Annotated in this window: 15 protein-coding genes; 8 read left to right on the top strand and 7 right to left on the bottom strand. The window is 73.1% G+C overall.

What is annotated here, in order from left to right; translation table 11 throughout:
- The first annotated feature begins 326 nt into the window (after positions 1 to 326).
- Entirely contained in the window at positions 327 to 1,136 is an 810-nt protein-coding gene (locus ACIBAD_RS04905) for a dienelactone hydrolase family protein (RefSeq protein ID WP_398904520.1), read from the top strand.
- 1,015 nt (positions 1,137 to 2,151) lie between these two features.
- Here ACIBAD_RS04905 and ACIBAD_RS04910 read toward each other — a convergent pair.
- Positions 2,152 to 2,604 carry a hypothetical protein gene (locus ACIBAD_RS04910; protein ID WP_134069022.1) on the bottom strand — a complete coding sequence of 151 codons (453 nt, stop codon included), beginning with the start codon at positions 2,602 to 2,604 and terminating at the stop codon, positions 2,152 to 2,154.
- Between the two features lie 519 nt (positions 2,605 to 3,123).
- Here ACIBAD_RS04910 and ACIBAD_RS04915 point away from each other — a divergent pair.
- From ACIBAD_RS04915 to ACIBAD_RS04935, 5 genes are all read left to right on the top strand, one after another.
- Complete coding sequence (locus ACIBAD_RS04915) at positions 3,124 to 4,161, top strand: lyase (RefSeq protein WP_398904522.1); 1,038 nt, start codon at positions 3,124 to 3,126, stop codon at positions 4,159 to 4,161.
- Positions 4,162 to 4,175: 14 nt separating this feature from the next.
- Complete coding sequence (locus ACIBAD_RS04920) at positions 4,176 to 5,537, top strand: cytochrome P450 (RefSeq protein WP_398904524.1); 1,362 nt, start codon at positions 4,176 to 4,178, stop codon at positions 5,535 to 5,537.
- Positions 5,538 to 5,727: 190 nt separating this feature from the next.
- Positions 5,728 to 8,628: an ATP-binding protein gene (locus ACIBAD_RS04925; RefSeq protein ID WP_398904526.1), complete on the top strand. Its 2,901-nt coding sequence runs from the start codon at positions 5,728 to 5,730 to the stop codon at positions 8,626 to 8,628.
- A 103-nt stretch (positions 8,629 to 8,731) separates the two neighbouring features.
- Positions 8,732 to 12,337 (top strand): right-handed parallel beta-helix repeat-containing protein, encoded by a 3,606-nt coding sequence (locus ACIBAD_RS04930; RefSeq protein ID WP_398904528.1) that lies wholly within the window; start codon positions 8,732 to 8,734, stop codon positions 12,335 to 12,337.
- Positions 12,338 to 12,368: 31 nt separating this feature from the next.
- Entirely contained in the window at positions 12,369 to 17,267 is a 4,899-nt protein-coding gene (locus ACIBAD_RS04935) for a CHAT domain-containing protein (protein ID WP_398904530.1), read from the top strand.
- Positions 17,268 to 17,279: 12 nt separating this feature from the next.
- On the opposite strand, the gene ACIBAD_RS04940 is transcribed toward ACIBAD_RS04935, so the two are convergent.
- The 3 genes from ACIBAD_RS04940 to ACIBAD_RS04950 all read right to left on the bottom strand — a co-directional run bounded on the left by ACIBAD_RS04940 (position 17,280) and on the right by ACIBAD_RS04950 (position 20,780).
- Positions 17,280 to 17,459: a hypothetical protein gene (locus ACIBAD_RS04940; protein WP_134069026.1), complete on the bottom strand. Its 180-nt coding sequence runs from the start codon at positions 17,457 to 17,459 to the stop codon at positions 17,280 to 17,282.
- Entirely contained in the window at positions 17,443 to 18,123 is a 681-nt protein-coding gene (locus ACIBAD_RS04945; protein WP_398904533.1) for a DUF6338 family protein, read from the bottom strand. Before ACIBAD_RS04945 ends, ACIBAD_RS04940 begins: the two co-directional genes overlap by 17 nt.
- A 107-nt stretch (positions 18,124 to 18,230) precedes the next feature.
- The gene (locus ACIBAD_RS04950; RefSeq protein ID WP_398904535.1) at positions 18,231 to 20,780 is read right to left on the bottom strand and encodes an MDR family MFS transporter; all 2,550 of its coding nucleotides are present in this window, start codon (positions 20,778 to 20,780) and stop codon (positions 18,231 to 18,233) included.
- 292 nt (positions 20,781 to 21,072) lie between these two features.
- Here ACIBAD_RS04950 and ACIBAD_RS04955 point away from each other — a divergent pair, with 292 nt between their 5' ends.
- Positions 21,073 to 21,891 (top strand): class I SAM-dependent methyltransferase, encoded by an 819-nt coding sequence (locus ACIBAD_RS04955; RefSeq protein WP_398904536.1) that lies wholly within the window; start codon positions 21,073 to 21,075, stop codon positions 21,889 to 21,891.
- A gap of 6 nt (positions 21,892 to 21,897) precedes the next feature.
- On the opposite strand, the gene ACIBAD_RS04960 is transcribed toward ACIBAD_RS04955, so the two are convergent.
- The gene (locus tag ACIBAD_RS04960; RefSeq protein WP_166681994.1) at positions 21,898 to 22,056 is read right to left on the bottom strand and encodes a hypothetical protein; all 159 of its coding nucleotides are present in this window, start codon (positions 22,054 to 22,056) and stop codon (positions 21,898 to 21,900) included.
- A 617-nt stretch (positions 22,057 to 22,673) separates the two neighbouring features.
- On the bottom strand, positions 22,674 to 23,444 hold the full coding sequence (locus ACIBAD_RS04965; protein WP_398904538.1) for a peptidoglycan recognition family protein: 771 nt from the start codon (positions 23,442 to 23,444) through the stop codon (positions 22,674 to 22,676).
- A gap of 231 nt (positions 23,445 to 23,675) precedes the next feature.
- On the opposite strand from ACIBAD_RS04965, the gene ACIBAD_RS04970 reads away from it, so the two are divergent.
- The gene (locus ACIBAD_RS04970) at positions 23,676 to 23,891 is read left to right on the top strand and encodes a hypothetical protein (RefSeq protein WP_134069029.1); all 216 of its coding nucleotides are present in this window, start codon (positions 23,676 to 23,678) and stop codon (positions 23,889 to 23,891) included.
- Positions 23,892 to 23,924: 33 nt separating this feature from the next.
- On the opposite strand, the gene ACIBAD_RS04975 is transcribed toward ACIBAD_RS04970, so the two are convergent.
- Positions 23,925 to 24,821, bottom strand: a complete 897-nt coding sequence (locus tag ACIBAD_RS04975) for a geranyl diphosphate 2-C-methyltransferase (RefSeq protein ID WP_134069030.1) — start codon at positions 24,819 to 24,821, stop codon at positions 23,925 to 23,927.
- Positions 24,822 to 24,833 lie beyond the last annotated feature (12 nt).

A 24,833-nucleotide genomic window follows, 5' to 3' on the forward strand; every position in this document is an offset into this window, starting at 1 on the left:
TCTCATCCCTGTGAACGGCTTCGCCGCCCTGCCTGCCCGCTGTGTGCGGGGGAATCGTGGCATTGAATGTGATCCTTTCCGCGCGGCCGGAGCTCCGTCCGCACCTCTCACCCCCGCACCGAACCTGCCCCTCGGCCCCTCACGGACCAATGCCCACGGGCCTCGGCGGATCCGGCGGGCGCCCCGTTCACCCGACGGGGTGGGACGGCCCCGGGGGGATGACCGGGTCTCCTCCCTGTTGACGTGGCCCGGTCCGGCCATCTGCTTGGCATGGACGCGGCGTACAGTCGGCTGCCGACGCCGGGACCCGACCGAGAGCAGGGGCAATGACAGGCACCGCACCGACTTCCACCCTCGCCGGCTGGCGCCGGGCCCCCTTCTCCGCCGAGGGGCTCACGTACGACTGCTTCGAGAAGGGCGAGGGGCCGGGGGTGGTGCTGCTGCCGGAGCTGCCCGGCATCACGCCCGAGGTGCTCGGCCTCGCCGAACACCTGGTGGACGAGGGGTTCACCGTCGTGATGCCCTCGCTGTTCGGTACGCCCGGCAAACCCCTGTCCCTCGCCCGGACGGCGGCGGTCTTCGCCCGCATCTGCGTCTCCGCGGAGTTCCGGGCCTTCGCCACCAACGCCCGGCGGCCCGTCGCCGACTACCTCAGGGCCCTCGCCCGCGACCTCGCCGCCCGTACGCCCGCCGCCGGGGTCGGCGTCATCGGCCTCTGCTTCACGGGCGGTTTCGCCCTGGCCGCGGCGGTGGACGACGTCGTCCTGGCCCCCGTGATGAGCCAGCCGTCGGCCCCGATCGCCCTGACCGCCGCCCGGCGCGCGGACGCCGGTGTCTCCGAGGAGGAGCTGCAGCGCGTCGTCGAGCGCACGCGGAACAACGGCCTCTGCGTCATGGGGCTTCGCTTCAGTGAGGACTGGATGGCCCCCGAGGACCGGTTCGACACCCTGAGCTCCCGGCTCGGCGACGCCTTCAAGCCCATCCGGCTCAGCTCGGCCCCGGGCAACATCGACGGCTTCGGCCGGCAGGCCCATGCGGTGCTGACCCTGGAGGTCCGTGAAACCCCGGCGGACCACCCGGCCCTGAGGGCCCGCGCGGAGGTCACCGCGTTCCTGCACGCACGGCTGGACGGCTGACCGGACGGCCTTTCGTCCGGAAATGTGCTCCAGCCGGGTTGGCTCACGGGCAACACTCGCACCATGACCGGTCTCGACCCCCGTGAACTGCCCGACCGCAATCAGCGGTTGCCCTCGGAGCGGTCGGCGGCCCCCGCGCCGCCGCCCGCCGTGCAGCCCGGATAAGGCTCCGACTACCGGGCGCCGGCGCCCGGTTCGGGACCCGCGCCGGGGAACCCGTACGCACAGCAGCAGCCGACGCCTCTGCCCCCTCCTCCGCCCGGTGTTCACGGCGGTGCGGGTCGACAGCCCGCATTCGGGATCCGGGATCAAGCCGGGCGAGGCCCCGGTCTGGCTGAGTGAGAACAGGACCGGGGTACCCGGTTCGGGGGCCTCTCCGTACGGGCCGTGGCGGGTGGGCGACGTCGTGGTCCGGGCCATGTTCAAGGAGGCCACCGCCCATGCGGTGACCGACGGGCGCAAGCTCTTCGGCACGTCGAAGACGGGCGCATGCCGTCCGGCGGCCGTCGGCTTCGGCGGCGGCGGCGCCAAATTGATCAACGTACGGGACTGCCCCGACCCGAACGACCCCGCCGGCAAGCTCCGGACCGTGATCGAGGAAGCCGACCCGGCGACGGGCGCGCCCCGGTGGAACTACCAGTACGGGAAGGGCAGTCGCCGTCGATCTGACCAACGGTGCCGAGAAGTGGCATGCGGCCGCACCCAAGGGCCGTCCCATGGTGCCGCTGGCCGTCGAGGACGGAAAACTCCTCGTCTACGTCCAGTCCGGCGCCGGGGCGGCGGGCGCCGTCGCGGCGCTCCCGGTGGCGACCGGCGGCGAACCGCAGGTGGTCCTGCCGAGTCCGGAGGGCGCCGAGGGCGCCGAATCCGTCTTCTCCCCGACTCGGTGCGCCTGGCCCGGGCCGGCGGACGGCTCTTCCTGCTCAAGGGCCGGGTGTACAGCCCCAAGCCGTCGGAGGTGACCCCCGCCATCCTCTCCTTCGGCCGGTAGGGAGACGCGGGTGTCCGTGCCGCGTCAGCCCCGTGCGCTCCCGCCGGCCGGATCGTCCGAGGCGCGGGCGATGCCGTCGAGCTCCCTGGCGATCCACGCCCGCTCGGCGGCCTCGCACGGGGACGGGGGTCCCGCGGGCGCGGACTCCTGGCGGGGGCGGGTGTTGTCCACGACCGCCCACCCCTTTCCACCGTCGGGGGCGGCCAGTTCGACGAGGCGGTGGTCGAGGTGGCCCGTGATCATCACGGCCATCAGGGACAGGTACTCGCACTGGAGGTCAGGGGCGAGATCGGTCTCTCCCGGCACTTCGAGGACGGCCTCGCGGCCGTCGGCGAGCAGCGCGCAGGTGGTCTGGACGGCCCGGATGAGCACCTCGAACCGCTCGCCGCTCAGGCGCCCCCGCAGGACTTCGAGGTAGGGACCCAGGACATCGGCCTCCTCGCCGTCGCCCGAGTCCGCCGCATGGTGCTCGATCATGTTCCCCGCCCCTCCCGGACGGCTGCGTCCCCCCGAAGTGTAGGGAGCGCCCCGCACCGCCACGGCGCTCTTCGGCCACCGGCGGGCGGCACCGCCGCCCCACCTTCAACGGGCGCCACTGCCAACCGAGTTCGCGAACGGCCGTTCCGACGGTCCGAGGAGTGGCCGGAAGACGTCCATGACGGCAGGCGATCCGGAGGATCACCTTCCGAACAGCCGGGACTATGCCGCACGCATATCCTCCGGGGATATTCCTTGCGTAATAGCAGGGAGAATGCAGTATCTCCGCACTTTCTACATTGACAGCGCGCCGCGCCCTGAGGGTTAATTACTTCACGGGTGGCCTGATGTAGTCGTGCGCAGACGGGTTCTGCTCGGTTCCTGACCGGTTCTTACCGACAGTTGCGGAGTGTGCGGCCGTGACGGCGCCTCGGCGGGGGGCGCTCCGAAATCGCATGTGTCATGACGATCGTACATTGAGCGGGTATTGGCGAATCCGACTCTTCCGTGGGGGGATCAATGGCCCGGCTCGACCCTTTCCCTGTTCCCGATTTCCACCTTCCGTTCGGGAACTCCAAGCATCCGCTGGCCGCGCGGGCCAACGCCGAGGCCACGTCATGGGCGTTGGGCCACGAGCTCGTCACCGATGCCGCCGAGCAGTTCACCGCGATCGGCTGCGGACACCTCGCGGGCCGCGTGAGCGGCGATGTGCCGTACGAGACCATCGTGCTGCTCGCCGAGTGGATGGCCTGGTCGTTCGTCCTGGACGATCAACACGACCACCTCATCCGGAAGGGTGAACTTGCCGCCTGGCGCCCCGTCACCGATGCCATCACCGAGTATCTGGCCACGGGCAGGACCTCGCAGTCGTCATCGCGCCGCAATCCACTGGTGAGCGGATTCATCGAGCTGTGCGACCGGATCCTGGACGGCATGTCCGCGGGTACGGCGGCCCGATACCGAACACATGTCCCCCAGATGCTGCACTCGTTGGATCAGGAGGCGGGCAATCGGGGTGCCACCAGGCGCCCTTCGGTCCAGGAGTACGTGCTCATGCGCCGGCACAGTTCCCAACTGCTGCCCATGATGGACATGGTGGAGGCCGGACTGGGAATCGACCTGCCGCAGCACGTCCACGACCTACCCGCTTTCCAGGCGGTCGTGGAGAGCACCGTGGACATCATCTCGTGGGGCAACGACGTGTTCTCGCTGCCGAAGGAGCACGCCTGCGGGGACAACAACAACCTGGTGTCCCTGATCGCCTCCTGGGAAGGACGTTCGCTTCCGGAGGCGGTCCGATCGGTCGAGGCGCGCATCCAAGTCCGCATAGAGGACTACCTGGAGGCGGAGCAGCGGCTGTTTCAAGTCATCGACGCCCAGGCGGAGATGGACCCCGCCGAGCGGGCCGCGATCACCCGCTGCGTACGGAGTTACGAAGACTGGATGATCGGCGCCGATCTGTGGCAGCGTTACGAGTGCACACGGTACAGCGACGAACGGTTCGCGGCCGGGCTGGAGTCTGCGTACACCCGCCCGGACCTCGTCTCGGTGGCCTGACAGGGAGTCGACCCATGGCCCGTACGGAACAACTCGGCCCTGCGGTCCACGCACCGGCGGCTCCGGGGCGGTTACCGCTCCTGGGCCACGCCGTCCCCCTGTGGCGGCAGCCGATCGCCTTCCTCGAATCGCTGCGCGAGCACGGCGACGTCGTCAGGCTCGACATCGGCACCTGGCCCGTCCACGTGCTGACGAACCCGGACCTCGTCCACGCCGTACTGGTGCAGCAGGCGCAGAAGTTCGGGCGCGGCCGGATCTTCGACCGGCTGCGGCCGATGTTCGGCAACGGCATCGTGACGACGGACGGCGAGTTCCACCGCAAGCAGCGCCGGATGATCCAGCCGGCGTTCCACCGGAGCCACATCGCCGAGTACGCCGAGGTGATGAGCAGGGCGGCGGAGGCGATGACGGCTTCGTGGACGCCGGGCCGCGAGATCTCCATGGTCACCGAGGCGCGGCGGTACGCGCTGTCCTCGGTGGCCGAGATGATCTTCTCGGGGGATCTGAGCCGGCCCGCCATCGCCGAGGTGCACCGCTCCCTGCCGATCGTCCTGGAGGGCATGCTGCTGCGGGCGGTCATGCCCAAATCCCTGGACCGGCTGCCCATCCCGCTGAACCGGCGCTTCGACGCGGCGGCCGCCCGCCTGCGCGGGATCATCGACCAGGTGATCGCGCAGTACGGCGCCGAGGAGGGCGGGGAGGGGGACCGCCACGACCTCCTGTCGCTGCTGCTGTCGAGCGTCGACCCGGAGACGGGCACGACGATGAGCCCCGAGCAGGTGCGGGACGAGGTCATCGCCATCCTGTTCTCCGGTACGGAGACCTCGGCGACCACCCTGTCCTGGGTCTTCCACGAGGTCGGCCACCACCCCGAGGTGGAGAAGCGCCTCCACGACGAGGTCGACGCGGTGGTGGGCACGCGGCGGGTGCGCCCGTCCGACATCGCTCAACTGCCGTACGCTAACCACGTATTCCAGGAGGCGCTGCGCCTCCACTCCCCGCTGCTGTTCACCCGGCGTGCGCTGGTCCCGCTCACGCTGGGCGGCGTCTCGATCCCGGCCGGCGCCGAACTGGCCTACAGCCCCTACGCGTTGCACCGCGACCCGGCACTGTTCCGCGATCCCACGGCGTTCGATCCGGACCGCTGGGAGGAGAGCGCGGACGAGCGGCCGCGCGCGCACCGGTACATCCCGTTCAGTGCCGGCCAGCACAAGTGCATCGGGGACACGTTCGCCGTGGCGGAGATCCTGACCGCCGTCGCGACGGTGGCGTCGCGGTGGCGGCTGGTGCCCGCTCCGGGAGTGACGGTAAGGGAACTCCCGGCGGGGATGCCCCAGCCCAGCGAGCTTCCGATGATCCCCGTTTCACGCCATTGACGGAATCTGATCGATTCTGCTCATTTCAAGCCGAGTTCAACGATCACCCGTCGTCACGGCCTGCGTAAAGCCAGCGGAGGATACAGCGTTGTCCCCTTACGGGTGACGTGATCCCGCAATAATGTGCTTAAGCAGCAACTTCTCGTCCCCGGGGTCGTACACTCGGCCGCACGTGCTGGAGGGGGCAAGAATGTCACATGTCACGGAACCGCGCGGGTGGGCGACTCAGCCGCTGCTCGAACGGGAATCCGAGATTCGCGCGATCCACCGCGCGGTGGACGAGCTGTGCGGCACCTCGGAGAACGGTCCCACCGCACGCCGCGGGGGTGTCCTGACCTTCGCGGGATCGGGCGGCATCGGCAAGACCACCCTGTTGGTCGAGGCCCGTCGGCACGCGGCCGAGCGCTCGTGCACCGTACTGTTCGCCCGCGGCGGCGAGCAGGAGAAACAGGTGCCGTTCCACGTGATGCGGCAGCTCATCCAGCCGGCCTTCGCCGCCATGACCGAGGACGAACGGCGTGACGTCCTCGGCACCTGGTACAGCATCGTCGCCCCGGCCCTCGGACTCACCGCAGCACCGGAAGGCCCGACGGCACCCGACCCGCAGGGCGTGCGCGACGGCCTCGACTGGGTCGTCACCCACCTGACGGTACGCAGCGCGCCCGTCGTCCTGATCCTCGACGACGCGCACTGGGCGGACGCCGAGTCCCTGGCCTGGCTGACCGCGTTCGCGGCGCGGGCCGAGGAGCTCGCCATGCTGATCATGGTGGCCTGCCGGCCGGACGAGATCCCCGCCGGCGCAGGCGCCCTGCGCGCCCTGATGGGCCGGCAGGGAACCCGGCCCCACGAGCTCGCTCCCCTCACCACGACCGCGGTGGCCCGCATAGTCCGGGACGCCCTCGGCCAGAGCGCCGACGACGTGTTCTGCCGCGAGTGCTGGGCGATCACCGGTGGAAACCCGTTCGAGGTCGTCGAACTGGCCATGAAGGGCCGCGACCGTGAGCTGAAGCCGCACGAGGACAGCATCCCCCAGCTGCGCGATCTGGCCTCCGCCGTCAAGGGCAGCGGCCTGATCGACCGGCTCGAACAGCTCGGTCCGTCCGTCGTCCGGCTCGCCTGGGCCGCAGCGGTACTCGGCACCGCCGTCCCGACCGGCATCGTCGGAAGCGTGGCGGCCCTCGGTGACGCACAGGTCGCCGACGCCATCACCCAGCTGCGGGCCGCTCGTATCCTGACCGTCCTCACGGGACTGCGCCGCAAGGAGGTCGTCGAGTTCTTCCATCCGCTCGTCGCCACCGCCGTGTACCGGTCGATTCCGCCCGGTGTGCGCGTCGCCATGCACGGCATGGCCGCGCAGGCCCTGGTCGACGACGGGCAGGGAGCCGCGGCCGCCGCCCGTCACCTGCTGGAGATGCACCCCGACGGCGACCCCTGGGTCGTACAGCAGCTGCGCCAGGCGGCGCGCGAGAGCTTCTCCGCGGGTGCCCCCGACGCGGCACGCCGCTACCTGGCCCGCGCGTTGCGCGAGCCCCCGGATGTGGAGGACCGGGCGGAGGTGCTGTTCGAGCTCGGCTCCGCGAACCTCCTGCACGATCCCGCGACCACCATCAACCAGCTCAGGGCCGCGCTGGAGGAGCCGAAGGCCGAACAGGGCCTGCGGGAGGCGATCACGTACCGACTGGCCCAGGCCCTCGCCCACACGGGCCAGCTGGCGGAGGCCGCCCAGCTGCTCCAGGAGGAGGCCAAGCAGACCACCAGCTCCCGTACCCGGCTGCGCATGCAGGCCGAGCAGTTCAAGTGGAACTCGGTCCGGGTCGACGAGGAGAACTCGCCCGCCCGCTCCCGGCTCCTCGCCCAGTTCGCCAAGCGGATCACCGGCCGCGGTCTGGCCGAGCGGCACATCCTGGGCCTTCGGGCCTGGGACGCCGCCATGCGCGGCGAGCACGCCACCACGGCGCTGGACTACGCGGAACAGGCACTGGACGGCGGGATGAGCTGGACCGACCAGGACTTCGGGTTCGAAGTACCGTCGGTCATCGCGGTCACCCTGATGTACTGCGACCAGCCCGGCCGCGCCGAGGACCTGTTCAACACCGGCATCGTCGAGTTCGAGGCGAAGGGCTGGCGCGGCGCGCACCTGTCGTTCGTGTACACCCTGCTCGGGTACGTCCGCTACCGGCGCGGGCGGCTCGCGGAGGCGGAGGACTTCGTACGCAACGGCCTGCAGATCGCCGACCGTGTCGGACAGGGGATCCCGGCGCAGTGGTACGCGATCGGAACGCTCGTCGAGACACTGCTCGCCCGCGGGAACACCGAGGAGGCGCAGCGGGTCGCCCACACCTACAAGCTGGGCGAGGGCTTCCCGAACGCCGTCGTCTATCCCGATCCGCAGGCCGTGTGGGGCAAGCTGCTGCTGGCCCAGGGCCGGACCGACGAGGCGCTGCGGCACTTGGCCGCGGCGGGCAAGCGGCTCGATCTGCGCGGCACGCGCAATCCGTCGTGGAGTCCGTGGCAACTGGACCTGGCGCTGGCGCAGATCTCCCGCTCGCCCGAGCAGGCGCGTGCCACGGCGGCCGAAGCGGTGGCCCGGGCGCGGGCGTTCGGTACGTCCAGCGTGATCGGCCACGCCCTGCGCGTGTCCGCGGCGGCCACGGACCCGGCGCAGGCGGCCGTCCTGCTGCAGGAGGCGGTGGGCCACCTCGAACAGTCCCCGGCCGCCTGCGAGCTCGCGCACGCGCTCGTCGACCACGGCACGGCCCTGCACGTCCTCGGTGATCCGCACCGGGCGGCGCAGCAGCTCTACCGGGGCATGGAGACCGCCGCGGCCTGCGGCGCCGACGGGCTCGCGCGCCGCGCCCGCTCCCAGCTGGTCTCAGCCGGTCTGCGCCCCCGCCGGCTGCACACCTTCGAACAGGACACGTTGACCGTCGCCGAGAGCGCGGCGGCGGAGCACGCCGCGCTGGGCCTCGACAACACGGCGATCGCGGCGAAGATGCACAGCGACCCCCAGACGGTCTCCGAACTCCTGTCGGCGGTCTTCACCAAGCTGGGCACCGACCGCCTCGGCCTCCGCAGAGCCCTGGGGAGCTGACCGCCTGGCCGAAACCGGTCGCTGAGGCGATCACCACTGCCGTCGCCCGCACACCCCTGCATTAGCTTGAACGGACATGCGAACGCATGCCGACGGGGGTGTGATGGCGACGCAGTCTGTGGAGAGCGATGTCCAGGGCGGGGGGCCTCCCGGGACCACCCGCCTCGGGACCTCGACCGGGGCCCGGCTGGGCGTGGTCGCCCTGGGCGTGCTGGCAGCCGTGGCGCTCGCGCTCTGTGCGTTCGGAGCCGCTCGGAGCGCCGGAACTGCGGCGCAGCGGGCGGTGCTGGGGGCCGGCGCGGTCGTGTGGGCCGTCGTGCTCCTGCCGCTGCTCGTGGAGGCCTTCTCTCCGGAGGCCCTCACCGTGGGGCCGGGCGGCGTGGAACTGCGGCGCGGGCGGCGCCGGGTGCGGCTTGCGTGGGACGACGTGGAGGCCCTCTTCCTGCTGCCCTCGCGGAAGACGGGGCCGGCCGCGGCGCCCGCCGTCGGCACCTCCGCCGTGGCAGCCGCGGTCGCGGCCTTCGACGGGCGACTCGTGATCCGGCCGCGTGCGGGCAGTCCGGCGGGGCTCGCGCTGCGCGGTTCGCCGAAGTGGGACCGGCACTGGCAGGCCGTCGCCTTCGACCTCCGGCACGTGGAGGTGGGGACTTCGGAGCAGGCGCCCTCGCGCTTGGGGCAGCTCTTCGTTCCGTACGCGGGGAGCCGCTGGCGCGGGTCTGCCTCGCTCCCCTTCGACCGGACCGGTGGAGTGACCGTACCGGGGCGCGTACTGACCTGGCCCGCTGTCCTCGTGTTGCGGGTGCGGTGGCTGGTGATCCTGGTCGGCATGGCCGCCGCGGGTGCGGGGTCGGCGGGGCATGGTGTCGGGTTCCCGACGCGGGCCGCCACGGCGGCGGCGGGCATCGCCTGCGCCGTGGCGGGTACGGGGTGGCTGGCCCGGCGGCTGTGCCGGCGCTGTCGGCTGCGCCTGGACGGAGAAGGGCTGCGGCTCACCGTGGACGGCGCCGAACGCCTGCTCGGCTGGGGCGAGTTCACCGAGGTCACGATCGGTCCGGCGCTGAGCCGGCGCGGCGGCTCCACGGGTTCGGCCAGCGCGGTCCTGGCCCGGATGGCGCCCCACGCCACGCCGCCCGCTGCGCTGCCGGGCCGGCCCTTCCCCGTCCGGTCCGATCCCCGGCTCGTCGAGATCGCGCCGCTGCACTCCCCCGGCCTGCAGTACTGGCACGGACTCGACGTGTTCCCGGAGCAGTTGGCCGCGGCGCTCGACCGGGTCCGGTCCGACGGGGGCGTCGGCTCCGCCGGCGGTGGCCCGGTGGCCCCTGCCGCCACGGGAGAGACCCTCACCCTGCGCGTCTCGGCCACCGCGCCGGGCGCGCACCGCACCATCGCCTCCGCCCTGAGGGTCGAGGCGGGGGCCCGGCGGGTACTCGTCGTGATCGAACCCGGCACGTACCCGGAGGCCCTCCAGCCCTCGGGCACCGTCGAACTGTGCGCCGCCCAGGGCGGGCACACCGTGGTGATCGACGTGCCGGCCGGGACGGCGGGTGCGGCGGCCGTCGACTGCTCCGGGCACGTCACCCTCACGGGGCTGCGCATCGTCGGCCGGGCGGTGGCCGCCGTACGGGCGGGCGGCCGGCTGCGGCTGGCCGGCTGCGCCGTCGAAGGGTGGGCCGAGGACGCCGTACAGGCTTCGGGCGGGGCGGAGTTGACCGTGGAGGACTGCGAGGTCCGGATGGGTCGCACCTCGCTGATCGGGGCCCGCGCCGTCGTCCGCCGCAGCCGGTTCCACGAAGCGAAGGCCGACGCGATCGCCCTCACCGAGGGGGCCCGCGCCGAACTCCGTGACTGCCGGGTGTCCGATGCCCGGGGCGCGGCCGTGAGCGTCATCGCGTCCACCGCCGTCATCGAGGACTGCGAGCTGTACGGCGCCGACAGCCATGCGGTGCTCGCCCGCGATCACGCGGAGGTCGACATGGCGCGCTGCCAGATCCGCGACATCGCGTCGACGGCCCTTTCGTACGTCGATCAGGCCCGCGGAACCGTCGAGGACACCACGGTCTCCGGTGCCAAGCACGGGATGTACGTGGCCCGCGGCGCCGACCCCACCGTGCGCCGGGTCCGGTTCCGCGACTGCCGCGTCACGGGGGTGAGCGTGGGCGAGCAGGGGCGCGGCCGGTTCGTCGGCTGCTCGTGGGAGGAATCCGGGGACACCGGCATCAGCGTGTCGGGCGGCGCCGCTCCCGTGATGGACGACTGCACGGTCCGGGGCGGGAGGCTCGGGTTGCTCACGGAAAAGGCGCAGGGCCGGTTCACCGGGATGCGGATCAGCGACCAGAGCACGACCGCGATCCTGATCCGCGAGGAATCGACGGCCGAGCTGAGCGACGTACACCTGGAGAAGTGCGACGACGGACTGGTGGTCCGGGGCGACGCGGTCTCCGTCACCCTCGCCGGGGCGACCATCGCCGACCTTGCCGCCTCCGGAATCTGCCTGGAGGGCAAGGCGCAGCTGCGGGCGGAGCGGTGCACCATCGAACGGGCCGGCCTGTTCGGCTTCAACTGCCGTGACAACACCAGTCTTTCGGCACTGGACTGCGTCGTGACCGGCGCCGGGGAGGCGGGTGTCCTGGCGGTGTCGAACGCCACCGTGGACGCCGAGCGGCTCACGGTCACCGATTCGGCCAAATGCGCCGTCATCGCGAACGGCAACACCCGGGTGACCGTCGCCCATGCCGTACTGCGCGGGGGCGAGCAGGACGGCATCCGGCTCGCGGAGTCGGTCATCGGCCGGTTCGAGGACTGCGAGGTGAGCGGTTTCCGCGGCGAGGCCGTCTCCGGGAACGACCGCGTCCCCCTCGTCGACGTCCGCACGGGCGCCACCGACGCGGACATCGAACAACCCGAAGCGGGCCCACTCGCCGCGCTCCACGCCCTGATCGGCCTCGACGCGGCCAAACAGCAGGTCAGCGTCCAGGTGGACCTGATACGCCTGGCCAAATGGCGCAAGGAGGCCGGCCTGCCCGCCCCGCCCCTCGCCCACCACCTCGTCTTCTCCGGGCCGCCCGGGACGGGCAAGACGACCGTGGCCCGGCTTTACGGACAACTGCTGGCCGCACTCGGCGCGTTGAAGAAGGGGCACCTCGTCGAGGTGGCCCGCGGCGATCTGGTCGGCGAATACCTCGGGCAGACCACGCAGAAGACGAATCGCGTCTTCGAACGGGCCCGGGGAGGCGTCCTGTTCATCGACGAGGCGTACAGCCTGTCGAGGCGCTTCGGTGCCGGGTCGGACTTCGGCCAGGAGGCCATCGACGTACTCACCAAGCTCATGGAGGACCAGCGCGAGGAGATCGTGGTGATCGCGGCCGGCTACACCGAGGAGATGCGGACCTTCCTGAACTCCAACCCGGGTCTGCGCTCGCGGTTCTCGCGGACCATCGAGTTCGTCGCGTACGAGCCCGAGGAGCTGACCCGGATGGTCGAGATGCAGGCCCGCGCCCTCGCGTACGAACTCGCCCCCGGCACCGGCGGAGTGCTCACGGAACGCTTCGAGCGGCGGGCACGGCGCGGCGACCCGGCCAACGGACGGGACGCACGCACCTTGTTCGAGGGCATGGTCGAACGGCAGGCGGGGCGCCTGGCCGCGCACGAGCAGCCCACGCGCGAGGAGCTCGTCCTGCTGCTCGCGGACGACATTCCGGTCGAGCGGTAGCACCCGGATCCGAGGCGAAAGGCGCACAGCCATGACGGTGGAGGACTTGGCGAACGCGATCCTCGCCCGCGTCCCTCAGGAGTCCCACGATCCGGAGGCGATGAGCTGGTTCCTGTCCGGCGCGGCCGAGGAAGCCGCCGAGGAGTTGCGCAGGGCCGCCGTGCGGCCGGACGGCAGCGTCCTGCTGATCGCGGTCCACGCCTTCGCATGGCACAGCTTCTGCCGCTATCTCGCCGGCGGGGAAACGGAACCTGCGGCTCTGGGCCGCGCCGTGCTCTGCTTCCACGACGTGTACCGCGCCGATCCCGAGAGCGTCCCGGACCCGCTGAGGCCGGTCCTCGCGGCCCTCGTGGGCGATCTCGCGGGGGCGGACACCGATCCGGGCGACATGTACCTGACCGGCACCGCGGTGCTCACCCTCTACCAGCAGGAGCGCAATCCCGTCCAGCTCCAGGCGGGGGGCATCCTGCTGCGGCGCGCGGTCGACTCCTTCCCCGCGGGCGGCGTCGAACAGGGCACCGCCCTGTCCGATTTCGGTCTCGTGCTCCTGTACGCGTTCCAGGAAGGCGCGGGCCGGGAGCTGTTGGCCGATGCCGTGCGGCACAGCCGCGCCGCGGTGGCCGCCGCGCCCGGCGACCGGGCCGAACAGGCGCGCCGGCACGGCAATCTGGGGTTCGTGCTGAGGAACTGGGCGGAGGCGACGGACGACCCGGCGGCCGCCAGGGAGAGCGTGACTGAGCTGCGGCTGGCGACCCGTACCAGCGAACCGGGGGACCCGCACCACGTACTGCACCTCGCCGCGCTCGGCACCGCCCTCACCTCGGCGGCGGTCGCCCTCACCGAGCCCGCGCTGCTGTCCGAGGGCGCCGGGCTCCTGCGGCGTGCGGTGGCGGCCGCGTCCGGATCCGGACAGCCGGCGGCCGCTCACCTCTCCGAACTGGGCATGGCACTGGTCTCCCTGTCGCTCGCGCCACCGGAGCGGGCGGACCGGCCCCTGCCGCCGGGCGAGCGCACCACCCTCTTCGAGGAGGGGGTCGACGCCCTCCGCCAGGCGTCCGCCGCAGCCCTCAACCCCGTCGAACGGGCCGTGTACCTCACCCGTCTCGCCCTCGTGCTCAACGGCCGCACCATGAACACCGCCGATCCCGACGCCCTCGACGGCGCGTACACCGCCGCGCGCGAGGCCCTGGCGGCCGCTCCTCCCGGACATCCCGCGCACACCCAGGCCCAGTACGTGCTGAGCCGGGTCCTGCGCTCCCGATACGTCGAGCGGGGCCGTCTCGACGACCTGGAGTCCGCGGTCGACCGTGCCCGGCGCGCGCTGGAGGCGACCGCCCCCGACGCCCCGCAGCACGTCATCCGGACCGTGGACCTCGCCGACCTGCTGCGTCTGCACGCCGATGCCGTCGGCGCCACCGAGGCGCTCGCGGAACCGCTCGCCATGCTGCGCGCTCTGGCCGCCGCCACGCCGCCCGGCGCACCGCAGCGGGCCGAGGTGCTGCTCAAGCTGGCCCGGGCACTCGCGGCCCTGGGACGCGGCACGGGTGCGGCCGCGGAGGCCGCCGCCGAAGAGGCGGTACGGGTGTTCCGCGAGTGCCTCACCCTGCCCGGCCGGAGCACGGGTTACGAGGCCTCGGTGCGGTTCGCCCTCGGTGGCGCGGTGGCCCGGCGCGGGCAGTGGGCCGAGGGCATCTCCCTGATGCGGCAGGCGGTCGACCTGCTCGACGCCGGCGATCCGCGCCGCTCGGAGTTCCTGTCCGACTTCGCCGGCGTGCACTTGGACCGCGCCCGCGCCCGCAACGATCCGGCCGAGTACTCCGAGGCGGTACGCCTCCTGCGCCAGGCGGTGGCGTCGGTCCCGGCGGGTGACGCGCACCAGGAGGCGATGAGCCGGTCCAACCTCGGCGTCGCCCTCGTGGGGCTCGCCACCCTGGCCGTCGACGAGGAGCTGCTGGCCGAGGGGGTCCAAGCACACCGGGACGCCGTCGCCATGAGCGCCCGTGACGACCACTACCGGCCGCACCGGCTTGGCAACCTGGGGGACGCCCTGCAACAGCTCGCGCAGTTCCGCTCCGACGCCTCCCTCGCCGTGGAGGCCGTGGAGGTGCTGCGCGAGGCGGCCCTGGCCGGTGCGCCCACCGTGCCCAGCAGCGCGGCGAGCTACAGCCGCCTGGGCAACGCACTGCGCTCGCTCATCCGTTTCACCGGGGACGGTGCTCCCCTCGAAGAGGCCGTCGCATGGCACCGCAGAGCCGTCGCCGCGTTGTCCGGGGCGGAGGGGAGCGAGGGCGCAGGGGGCGCGCACCGCACGGGCGACCAGGCCCTCAGCCTCCCCGGCGCACTGCTGGGGCTGGCGAACGTCCTCGGTGAGCACTTCCGTCTCACGCAGGACGAAGCGGTCCGCGAGGAGGCCCTGGAGTCCTACCGGGCAGCCCTCGCGGCCGCTCCCCCGGTTTCCGGCGACCGCCATGCGATGCTCAGCAGTTACGGCCACATGCTGTGGGGCTCTGCCGTCGACGCCGGCGACGAGGCCCGCATGGACACCGCGATCGGCGCCCTGCGCGAGGCCGTCGCCACCGCGCCCCCGCGCCACTCGCGCCTCGGCATGGTGCTCACCAACCTTGGTTCCGCGCTGATGCAGCGGGCCAGGATCACCGGGGACCGCGTCTGGCTCGCCGAGGCCGTGACCGTACTGCGCCGCGCGGTGGACGAGAGCCCGCCGCGCGTCTTCGAGCGCGCCGGACTGCTCTCCAACCTCGCCGAGGCGCTGCGCGCCTGGTACGGGGTCACGGAGGACCGGGCCGCGGCCGAGGAGGCGGTCGCGCTGCTGCGTGAGGCGAGCACGCTGGAGCACGGGGAGCGGCACGGCCCGGACCTGGCCCGCGTCAACCTCGGCATCCTCTTGCACGACCTCGCCCTGGAGCCCGGACCGGACGGCGAGGTGGATCCGGGAGCCCTCGCCGTGTCGTGGGAGGCTCTGGAGGAGGCCGTCGCCCGCCTCGGCGATCGCGACCCGCTGCGGCCCCTCGCCCTGGCGAATCTGGCCGGCGCGGCCGTGGAGTTCGCGGAGCAGGCCGAAGAGGACTCCGGACCGGCGGTCCGCGCGGCGCTCGAACGCGCGGTGTCCGCCGCCCGGGAAGTGCTCGACCTCACGCCCGAGGGCCATCGCGACCAGGCCCGTACCCAGTGGGTCCTGGCCCGGGCACAGTGGCGGCGCGCCCGGCTCGGCGAGAGCGTCGACCTGGCCGAGGCGTCCCGGCTGGCCCGGCAGTCCGCACGGAACGAGGCCGCGTCGCTTCCCGTTCGGGTGCTCGCCGCCCGGGCCTGGGGCGATGCGGCGGCGGCCGCGGGCCGGGACGCCGAGGCCCGTACCGGATACGCGTACGCCGTGGAGCTGCTGCCCCGGCTCACGCCGCGCACCCTGGGGCGCGCCGACCAGGCGGCCCGGCTCGGGGCCGGTCTGGGCCTCGCCTGCGACGCCGCGGCCATGGCGCTGCGCGTGGGGGACCCGGAGGCGGCCCTCACCCTCCTCGAGCAGGGGCGCGGGGTGCTGCTCGCCCAGGGTGTCGAGATGCGCGGGGACCTCTCCCGGCTGCGAGCGGCGTCTGCGGCCCTGGCCGCCGAGTTCGAGCGGATCCGGGACGCGCTGAGCGCCGATCCGGCGCCCGATGCGGTCATCCGCACCGACCTCGCGTCCCCGGCCGGACCGGTCGCCGAGCAGGAGGCGGGTCTCCTGGCGGAGTCGCGGTACGCCCTGGCGCGGAGCTGGGACGAGCTGCTGGTCCGGATCCGGCAGCTCCCGGGGATGGACGACTTCCTGCGGCCGCCGCGGGTCTCGGACCTGATCGCGGCGGCGTCCGCCGGACCGGTCGTCGTGGTGAACGTCAGCCAGTACCGCTCCGATGCCCTCGTCGTCACCGCCGCCCGCGGCGTCGAGGTGGTCCCGCTCCCGGCCGTCACCCCGGACGCCGTCCTGGCCCACGCCGCCGCCTTCGCCGCGGGGGTCGACGCGGCGTACGGGGACCTGGGCACCGACGAGGCCGTGAGCGCCATGCGGATGCTCTCCGACACCCTGGAGTGGCTGTGGGACTCCGTCGCCGCGCCGGTCCTCGACCGGCTCGGGCTGCGTACGGTCCCGATCGACGGCGAACCGTGGACACGGCTGTGGTGGTGTCCCACGGGCTGGCTGTCGTTCCTGCCGCTGCACGCCGCGGGGCGCCGGGAGGCCCGCTCCGCCGAGAACGTCATGGACCGTGCCATCTCCTCGTACACGCCGACCCTGCGCGCGCTCGTCCGTGCCCGTCAGTCTTCCGGCACGGCTCCCGGGCCGCAGTCCCCTCCCGCCCCGCTGGTGGTCGCGCTGGCCGAGACGCCCGGCGCCGCGCCCCTGCCCGGGGCATCGCGGGAGGCGAGACTGCTGCGGGAGCTGTTCCCGGCGGGGGTGGAACTCGCGGGCGCCGCGGCGACCGTCGACGCGGTGCGGCGGGCGCTGCCCGACCACCCGTGGGTCCACTTCAGCTGCCATGGCGTCAGCGACCCCATGTCCCTGTTCGAGAGCGGTCTGATCCTCCACGACGGGCGGCTGACGACGCTCGACGTCGCGGCGCAGCACCCGAGCACGGCGTTCCTCGCCGTCCTGTCGGCGTGCTCCACCTCCCAGGGCGGGTTCCTGCTGCCCGATGAGGCGGTGCACCTTTCGGCGTCGTTCCAACTGGCCGGATATCCGCATGTGGTGGGGACGCTGTGGCCGGTCTCCGACAAGCTGGCGACCCGGCTGGCGGAGGAGTTCTACGCGGCGCTCGCCGACGACATCGCGCACGGCCGCCCCGTCGACCCGGCGGCGGCCCTGCACCGGCCGGTCCGGGCCCTGCGCGGACGCCTGTCCCGCGCCCCGCACCTGTGGGCCGCGCACATCCACGCGGGTGCCTGACCCGCGGCCCTGTCAGCCGGCGGGCGGCTCGGCGGGCGGGGCCGGCTCGGCCTGCGCGGTGCCCGACCCCGCCTGGGGCAGCTCCTCCGGTTCGGCCGTGTCGCCGGTCGGCCGGTAGACCCGGCGATCGGAGAACTCCTCCAGGAGGGCTTCCAGTTCCTCGTCGGACGCCCCGTCACGATGCGGTGTCATGGACGGCTTCCCCTTCGTCGGTGGTTGGCTGCGGCTGGTGCGGTACGGGCGGCAGCAGGACTTCCAGTACGTCGATGTCGGCGGCCCGGAGATAGACCCCGCCGGTGTCGGGCACCCGGCCGAGGAACCGGCCGTCGGGTGCCATCCGGTACTGGGACTGCAGGTAGAGGTCCCCCTGCTGGGGGAAGGCGGACACGGCCGACCGGGGGCCCAGCCAACCGCCCACCCACAGGCCGCTCTTGAGGCGGGCCCGGACGAAGCACGACCCCCGGTCGCGGAACAGCGCGTCCCAGGCCGTCGGCGTCGGCTCGTACCGGGCCCTCCTGCGCCGCCTCCCCCAGGCGGCCTCCACCCAGGCGATGCCCGAGGGCACCACGACCACCAGGAGCAGCGCGGCGAGGCCCGCCTGCCGGGGGCGCCGCATCACCCCGGCCAGCGGCCCGGCTCCGTCGCCGGCGAGCAGGCCCACCAGCCACGGCCCGGCGGCGAGCGCGTACACGGTGTCGAGCAGGGCGCCGGCCGCGATCGCGCGCACGATGCGGTTCTGCGGTTCCTGCTCGGCCGCGACGGCGCCGCGCAGGTGCTCCCGGACGGCCTGGTAGAAGACCCCGGGCAGCACCAGGATCAGCAGGATGGCGAGCTGCTGCACCGTCCCCGGAACCATGGCTCCCCTCCCTCCCCCTCCATGCCCGCGCGGGCATGCCGAACCCTTGATCACACGGTACGTCGGAGAGCCGCGCGGGGGGTCGGGATCCGGCCGGCCGAGAGCGTTCAGCCGCCTGCCGCGGAGGCCGCCCGTGCGCCGCCACGGAGCGCGTGGGACCGGACCATCAGGGCGGCGACCAGGCCCGCGAGCGCCACGCTGCCGGCCGCCCACCAGAGGTTGGCGGTCTGGGCGCGCAGCAGCTCCTTCTCGATCATCTGAGGCATCACGGAGCCGGCGCCCAGGTGGTCCACTCGGCCGGAGAGCACGGTGTCGAACACGGCCGCACCGATCGCCGTACCCAGCGCCTGCGCCGTGAAGACCGCTGCCGCGGCTCCACCGGAATGCTCTGCCGCGACCGCGCCGGTCGCGGTGGCGAAGACGGGGACGAAGGCCACGCCGATCCCGAGGCCGACGAGGAGCATGCCGGGCAGCACCCCGGTCGCGTACGAGCTCTCGAAGCTCAGGCCGGTCAGCAGGAACAGCCCGACCGCCGTGAGCACCAGGCCCGCCAGGATCGGGACGCGGGGCGCGACGCGGCGCGGCAGTCGGGCGGAGACCTGGGTGGAGCCGGCCACGATCGCGGCGAGCAGGGGCAGGAAGCCCTCTCCGGCCGTGGCCGGGTCGTAGCGCGGAACGACCTGGAGGTAGTAGCCCACGACCGGGTACAGGGCGAAGACGCCGGCGCCGGCCAGCAGCATGCCGAGGAGGCTGCCCGCGCGGTTCGGGTCCGTGAAGACGTACGCCGGGAGCAGCGGGTTGGGGGCCGCGGACTGCCGCCACAGGAAGCCGGCGAGCAGGAGGACGCCCCCCACGAGCAGCACCAGGACCAGGGGGGTGCCCCAGCCGCGCGGCTGGGCCTCGCCGAGTCCGTACATCAGGGCGGTGACCCCGCCGGAGCCGAGCAGTACGCCCGGTACGTCGAAGCGGCCGGCGGGGCGGCCCGGTGGCTCGTGCACCAGGGTGAGCGTTCCGATCAGCGCGACCACGGCGATGGGGACGCCGAGGTACAGCGAGACGCGCCAGTTCAGGGCGTAGACCAGCCATCCGCCCTCGGCCATCCCGAGTGCCGTACCTCCGGCCGCGATCGCGGCGTAGATCCCGAAGGCCCTGCCGCGTTCCTTCGGGTCGGTGAAGCCGGTGGCCACGAGGGACAGCGCGGCCGGTGTCAGCAGCCCGCCGAAGACGCCCTGCAGGACGCGGGCCCAGACGAGCGTGCCGGACTCGCCGGCCGATCCGCCGAGCGCGCAGGCGGCCGCGCAGCCGAGCAGGCCGACGACCAGTGTCCGTTTGCGTCCCACGAGGTCCGCGATGTGGCCGCCGATCAGCAGCACCGCACCGAAGGCGATGACGTAGGCGTCGGCCATCGTCCGCATGTCGTCGGCGGAGACGTGCAGGTCGGCCCGAACACCCGGAATGGCGACGCTGAAGTTCGCCGCTTGCAGGAACACCATCAGCTGCACCAGGGCGACCACCGCCAGGCTCCACCAGCGCTTGGAGTGCGCAGGCGCCGGGTCGGAGGTGGCGGCCCGGGGCGGGGCCGGCGGCCAAGCGCTCGGGGGCGCAGCCGGGGGCGGCCCGAAACCCTGCGCGGGATCGAAGGGCGCGGGAGGCGTCGGGGCGTAGGCGGGCGGCAGGGGCGGCGGCTGGTCCCGGGGCTGGTCCGGTGGGACGGGCGTCCGCTCGGGGGCCGGGGCGGGGGCCTGGGCGGGGATCACGGGGGCGTAGTCGAGCAGCTCGGCGGCATGGCGGCCGAGCTGCGCCAGCACGGCACCCGGCAGCCACTCCGCCGCCTGATCCGTCGCCGTACGCTCGGCCACCTCCCGGGGGCTCGGCCGCCGGGCCGGATCCTTGTGCAGGCATGCCCGTACGAGGTCGACCAGCGCCTCCGGCACGCCGGTCAGGTCCGCCTCCTCCTCGGCGACCCGGAAGAGGTGGGCGTTCAGGCCGGTCTCCGTGGCGCCGAAGAGGAGGCGCCCGGTGGCGGCGTAGACGAGGACGGCGCCCAGGCAGAAGACGTCGCTGGCGGGGGTGAGTTCGAGGCCGCGCACCTGCTCCGGCGACATGAAACCGGGGGAACCGATCAGCATGCCGGTGCGGGTGTGAAGGCTGTGCTCCTCGGCCAGGCCGTCCATGGCCCGCGCGATCCCGAAGTCGATGACGCGGGGGCCGTCGACGGTGACCAGGACGTTGGACGGCTTGAGGTCGCGGTGGATCAGGCCCGCCTCGTGCACGGCTTGGAGGGCGAGGGCGAGGCGGTTGGCGAGGGTGTGGACGGAGTGCTCGGGCAGCGGCCCGAAGTGCTTCGCGACGACGGCGTGCAGGTCGGGGCCGGGGATGTACTGGGTCGCCACCCAGGGGATCGCGGCCTCGGGATCGGCGTCGAGCACGGCCGCCGTCCAACTGCCGCCCACCCGCCGCGCCGCGGCCACTTCGCGGGCGAAGCGCCTGCGGAACTCGGGGTGGCCGGCGTACTCGGCCTGCACGACCTTCACGGCGACGGTACGGCCCACCTCGGATCGCCCCAGATAGACCAGGCCCATCCCGCCGGCGCCCAGCCGGGCGATGAGTCGGTACGGGCCTATGCGGGTCGGGTCTTCGGCGATCAGCTGGTCCACGGGGGAAGGATAGGGCCAACTGCCCCACGGCGGCGGGTACATCAGGCGGAACGACTCCCTGCCGCTCGCACGAGCGCGACCTGCGCGGAAGCCGTCCTCGACGCGGGGCCGGGCCCGCATCCGATCCGGCACCCGAGTGCGCCACACGGCCGCCGCCGCTGCTCGGCACCACCTGGCGGGCCTGGCCGCGGGCTGCTCCACGCCGGGCTGCCGGCCACCGCGGACCTGCCCGGAGCCCCCGCCGCCGCCCCGCTCCGGCCGCGCCGGGCGCAGCCGGGGCGGGGCGGGGATAATGGGGCGCATGAGCACAGGTGCCGGGCGCGGGCGCTACGGCGAGGCGGTGTTCCGTCCCGAGCAGGCCGGCGAGGGCGATCGCATCGACCTCGGGGCGCTCACGTACGACGACATGACGATGGACCGCCTGCGGGCCTTGGGCGCGGGGCCGGGCTGGAACTGCCTGGACGTGGGGGCCGGTACCGGCACCGTCGCCCGGCGGCTGATCGAGGAGGCCGGGGTGGCGGGCGTGCTCGCGGTCGACCGCGACGTCCGCTTCCTCGCGGCCCATCCGCGGGCGGGGCTCGAAGTCCTGGAGGCGGACGTCAGCGCACCGGATTTCGACCCCGGCCGTCGCTTCCAGCTCGTCCACGCCCGGTTCGTGCTGATGCACCTGCCCTCGTGGCGGCAGGTGATCGCCCGGCTCGGCGGCCTGCTGGCCGAGGGCGGGGTCCTGGTCCTCAGCGACGCCATCGACCTGACCAGCCCTACCGCCCCGCAGACCCCGTACACCCGGGTCATGCAGGCCATGTGGCAGGGGCTGCGGGAGACGATCGGCACCGACGTCTCGTGGGTCGCGCAGTACCCCCAGCACGTGCGGGACGCGGGACTCGTATCGGTCGCCGCTGAGATACGGGTGCCTCCCCTGATCCCGGGCAGCCCCATCAGCCGTTTCTGGGTGGGGACTTGGGACCGGGCCAGGGAGTCGATCGTGGCCACCGGACTGGTGGACGACACGACGATCGAGGAGGCGGTCCGGTACCTCGGCTCACCGGACTGCGCCGCGCTCTCACCGGGAATGATCACAGCCTGGGGCAGGCGCCCGCTGCCCGTGTGACGGAGGTCAGGAGCGCCCCGTCTCGGCGCCGAGCCGCCCGGGCGCGCCCCGGCGCCGCCTGTCGCTGCGGCACCAGATGCGGTAGGCGCTGAAACAGGAGGCCAGGGCGACCGAGACAGCACACCAGAGGCCGACGATGACGAGGATCGTGGCGAGCAAGGACATGTGGATCACTCCTGTCCGGATGGGTGCGCTGTCCGGGTCCCTCCGAAGTCCGGTCCTGGGCCCGCCTCTCGTCATGAAAATACGTGTGAAGGCGGGCAACCGGTTCGGTGAGGGAGGTGGTGGGGCGGAGATGCCGAATACCTCGTCACGTACCCGCGTCAGGGCGTCCTCCAACACGCTGCACGGCACCGGCTCGTGGCGGATTTCCCCGATCGCCGACGGCGGCGGGGCGCGCCGCGGTGCGCCTGAAGCAGGACCGGCCGGTCAGGCGGAGGCGACGGCCGCCGGTTCGGGCTCCGCGGGCGGGGTCTGCGCTTGCTCCTGCGTGATCTCGCGGGGCCGAACGGCCAGGCCTCCCACCCCTCTTCGGCAGCGGGAGGAGCGCGACGCAACCGGGTGCCGGCTGGTCGGGAGCGGGTACGGCCACATCCGGTGCGGGCGGCGAGGTCGGGCCGGCGGCGGCGCAGCACGGTCGCGGCCGGGATCCGGGAACGCGAGGTCGGCGTCGAAGGGCGTGGCCGCGGCGCGGACGACGAGCGCCACGGAGGCGATCACCGCGGCACCAGACGCCGCGGGCGGCGCCCTTCGGGCGCTCGGCCCGAGCTTGCGGACACTCCCTAGCGCAGCAGTCGCTCGGGGAGGTATTCCGGGTAGGGCGACAGGGCGTGGGTGGTGGCCTCGTCGATCAGGTCCTGGATCGGGTCCGCGAGGGGCTCGGTCAGGGAGGTGCCCAGCCGGGTGGCCACCTGCTTGCGCAGGGTCGGGAGCAGGGCGTAGAGGCGGTCGCCGGGGCAGGAGGTGGAGTTGAAGTCCCGGTGGCCGTAGATCTCCGAGGCGGGAAGACCGTACTGGGTGCAGATGTGGGCGCACAGGTCCGCCAGCATCGCGAACTGCGCCGCCGGCGGCTCCTCCGTCATGTACGTGCCCTCGTTCTCGATGCCGATCGAGACCGTGTTCTGTCCGACGCAGTGCGCCGCGCGCACCTGGCGCTTGCCCGTGCGCAGTTCCGCGAGGCTGTTGTGGCGCCCCTCCATCACGAACGCCCCGCGGCTGACCGTGAAGTGCTGACCGGTGTCGATCCAGCCCTGGGCGTCCATGTGGTACGTCTGGATCGCCCGGGCCAGGGCGTAGGCGCGCTGCTGCGAGTAGTCGGTCACATTGAGCGTCGCCGTGTGGTGGACGATGATCCGCTCCGGGCGGTTGTCCAGGACCACCACGGGCTCGGACGCGGCCCGCGCCCCCCAGCCGGCACAGCTCACGATCTCCGGTCCGGCCGCGGCAGCGGCGTGCGCGCGGCCCGTCGGGACGAGGGAGAGCGCGGAGCCGGCGGCCAGGGCGAACGCGCCCGTGACGACCGCTCGGCGGGTGTGCTGCGCGGGGGAGGTCATACCGTGGCCTTTCCGTCGGAGGCTGCCCATTGAAGGGGCCCCGTCCGCCGGGAGCACGTATGACACACCGGTGATCGGGTTCCCGGCGGCGCCACGGGGTGAGCGGGGACCGCCATCCGGGTGCGGCCCGGGCCGCGTCCGGCGCCCCGGTCGGGCCGTCTCTCACATCCTGGGCCGGGAGCACTGCCGCCCGCCCGGCCATCCAGCCATCAGCCGCCCAAGGAGTACGGGATGTCCTTCGACGCCGTCGACCGCTTTCTGACCGCCCTCGACCCGGCGCACCGCGAGGCCGTCGACGGCCTGCCGCGCGACGAACAGGAGCGGCTCGCCGCGGCCTGGGAGGAGGAGCTGGAGCGGGACACCGACATCGACACCCTGGACGAGCTGTCACCCCCCGCCGCCGAGAGCGAGGCGGCGCGGCGGGTCATGGAGCACCGTTCCGAGTAGCCGGGCCCGCGGGTCACGGGCCCGGCCGCCCGCTCAGACGCGGTCGGCCGCGATCAGCAGGTACTGGAACGAGCCGTCCTTGTAGGAGTTGATGAACGCCTCCTCGATGCCGGTGACGAGCGAGGAGGTGGCCCGCAGCTCCCAGTACGGCAGGGTCGCGGGGGTCAGGTCGATGACGGCCTGCGGTACGAGGCGGTTGTCGGCCATGGCCCGCATGTACTGCCGGCGGGAGTGGATGTTGCACTCGAAGTGCGCGTTGATCTGGGAGACCCACTTGGAGGGCTGGCCGTAACGGGGGTTCCAGCAACCGGTGATGGTCACGTACCGGCCGCCGACCGACAGGACGCGGGAGTGCTCGGCGAACAGGTCGTGGAGGTCGACGTACATGCTCGACTCGTTGTTCCACGAGGCCGCGGCCTGCCCCGTCTCGAACGGCGTGTTGAGCATGTTGCAGACACGGGCACGGACGGAGTCGTCGATGCCGAGTTCGCGGGCGCGCTGGTTCGCGAAGTCGGCCTGCTTCGCCGACAGCGTCACGCCCTCGACCTTGCAGCCGAACCGCTGGTGGGCCATGACCATCGATCCGCCGCGGCCGCAGCCGGCGTCCACGAGCGTGTCGCCCCGCCCGATCGGGCCGAGGTGGTCCAGGAGGACGTCGGCCTGCGCCGACTCCAGCCGGTGGAGCTCCGCGATCAGCTTCTTCTCGTATTCGCTGTCCTCGGCGTCTCCGAGGGCCGCCCGGTTGATGTCACCGATGCCGTAGTGGTGGTGGTACAGGCCGTCGACGTCGCCGAGGCGCAGGTTCACCGGCCGGGCCTCGTGGTCCCAGTAGCGGGCGATGTCGCCCTGGTAGGGCGTGGCCGGGCCCGGGATGAACGCCGAAGCGGTGGAAGCGGCTGCGGGGGCAACGGTGAGATCGATGTTGGTCACTTATAAATCCAT

This window comes from Streptomyces sp. NPDC051109, from assembly GCF_044455885.1.
Lineage (GTDB): Bacteria > Actinomycetota > Actinomycetes > Streptomycetales > Streptomycetaceae > Streptomyces.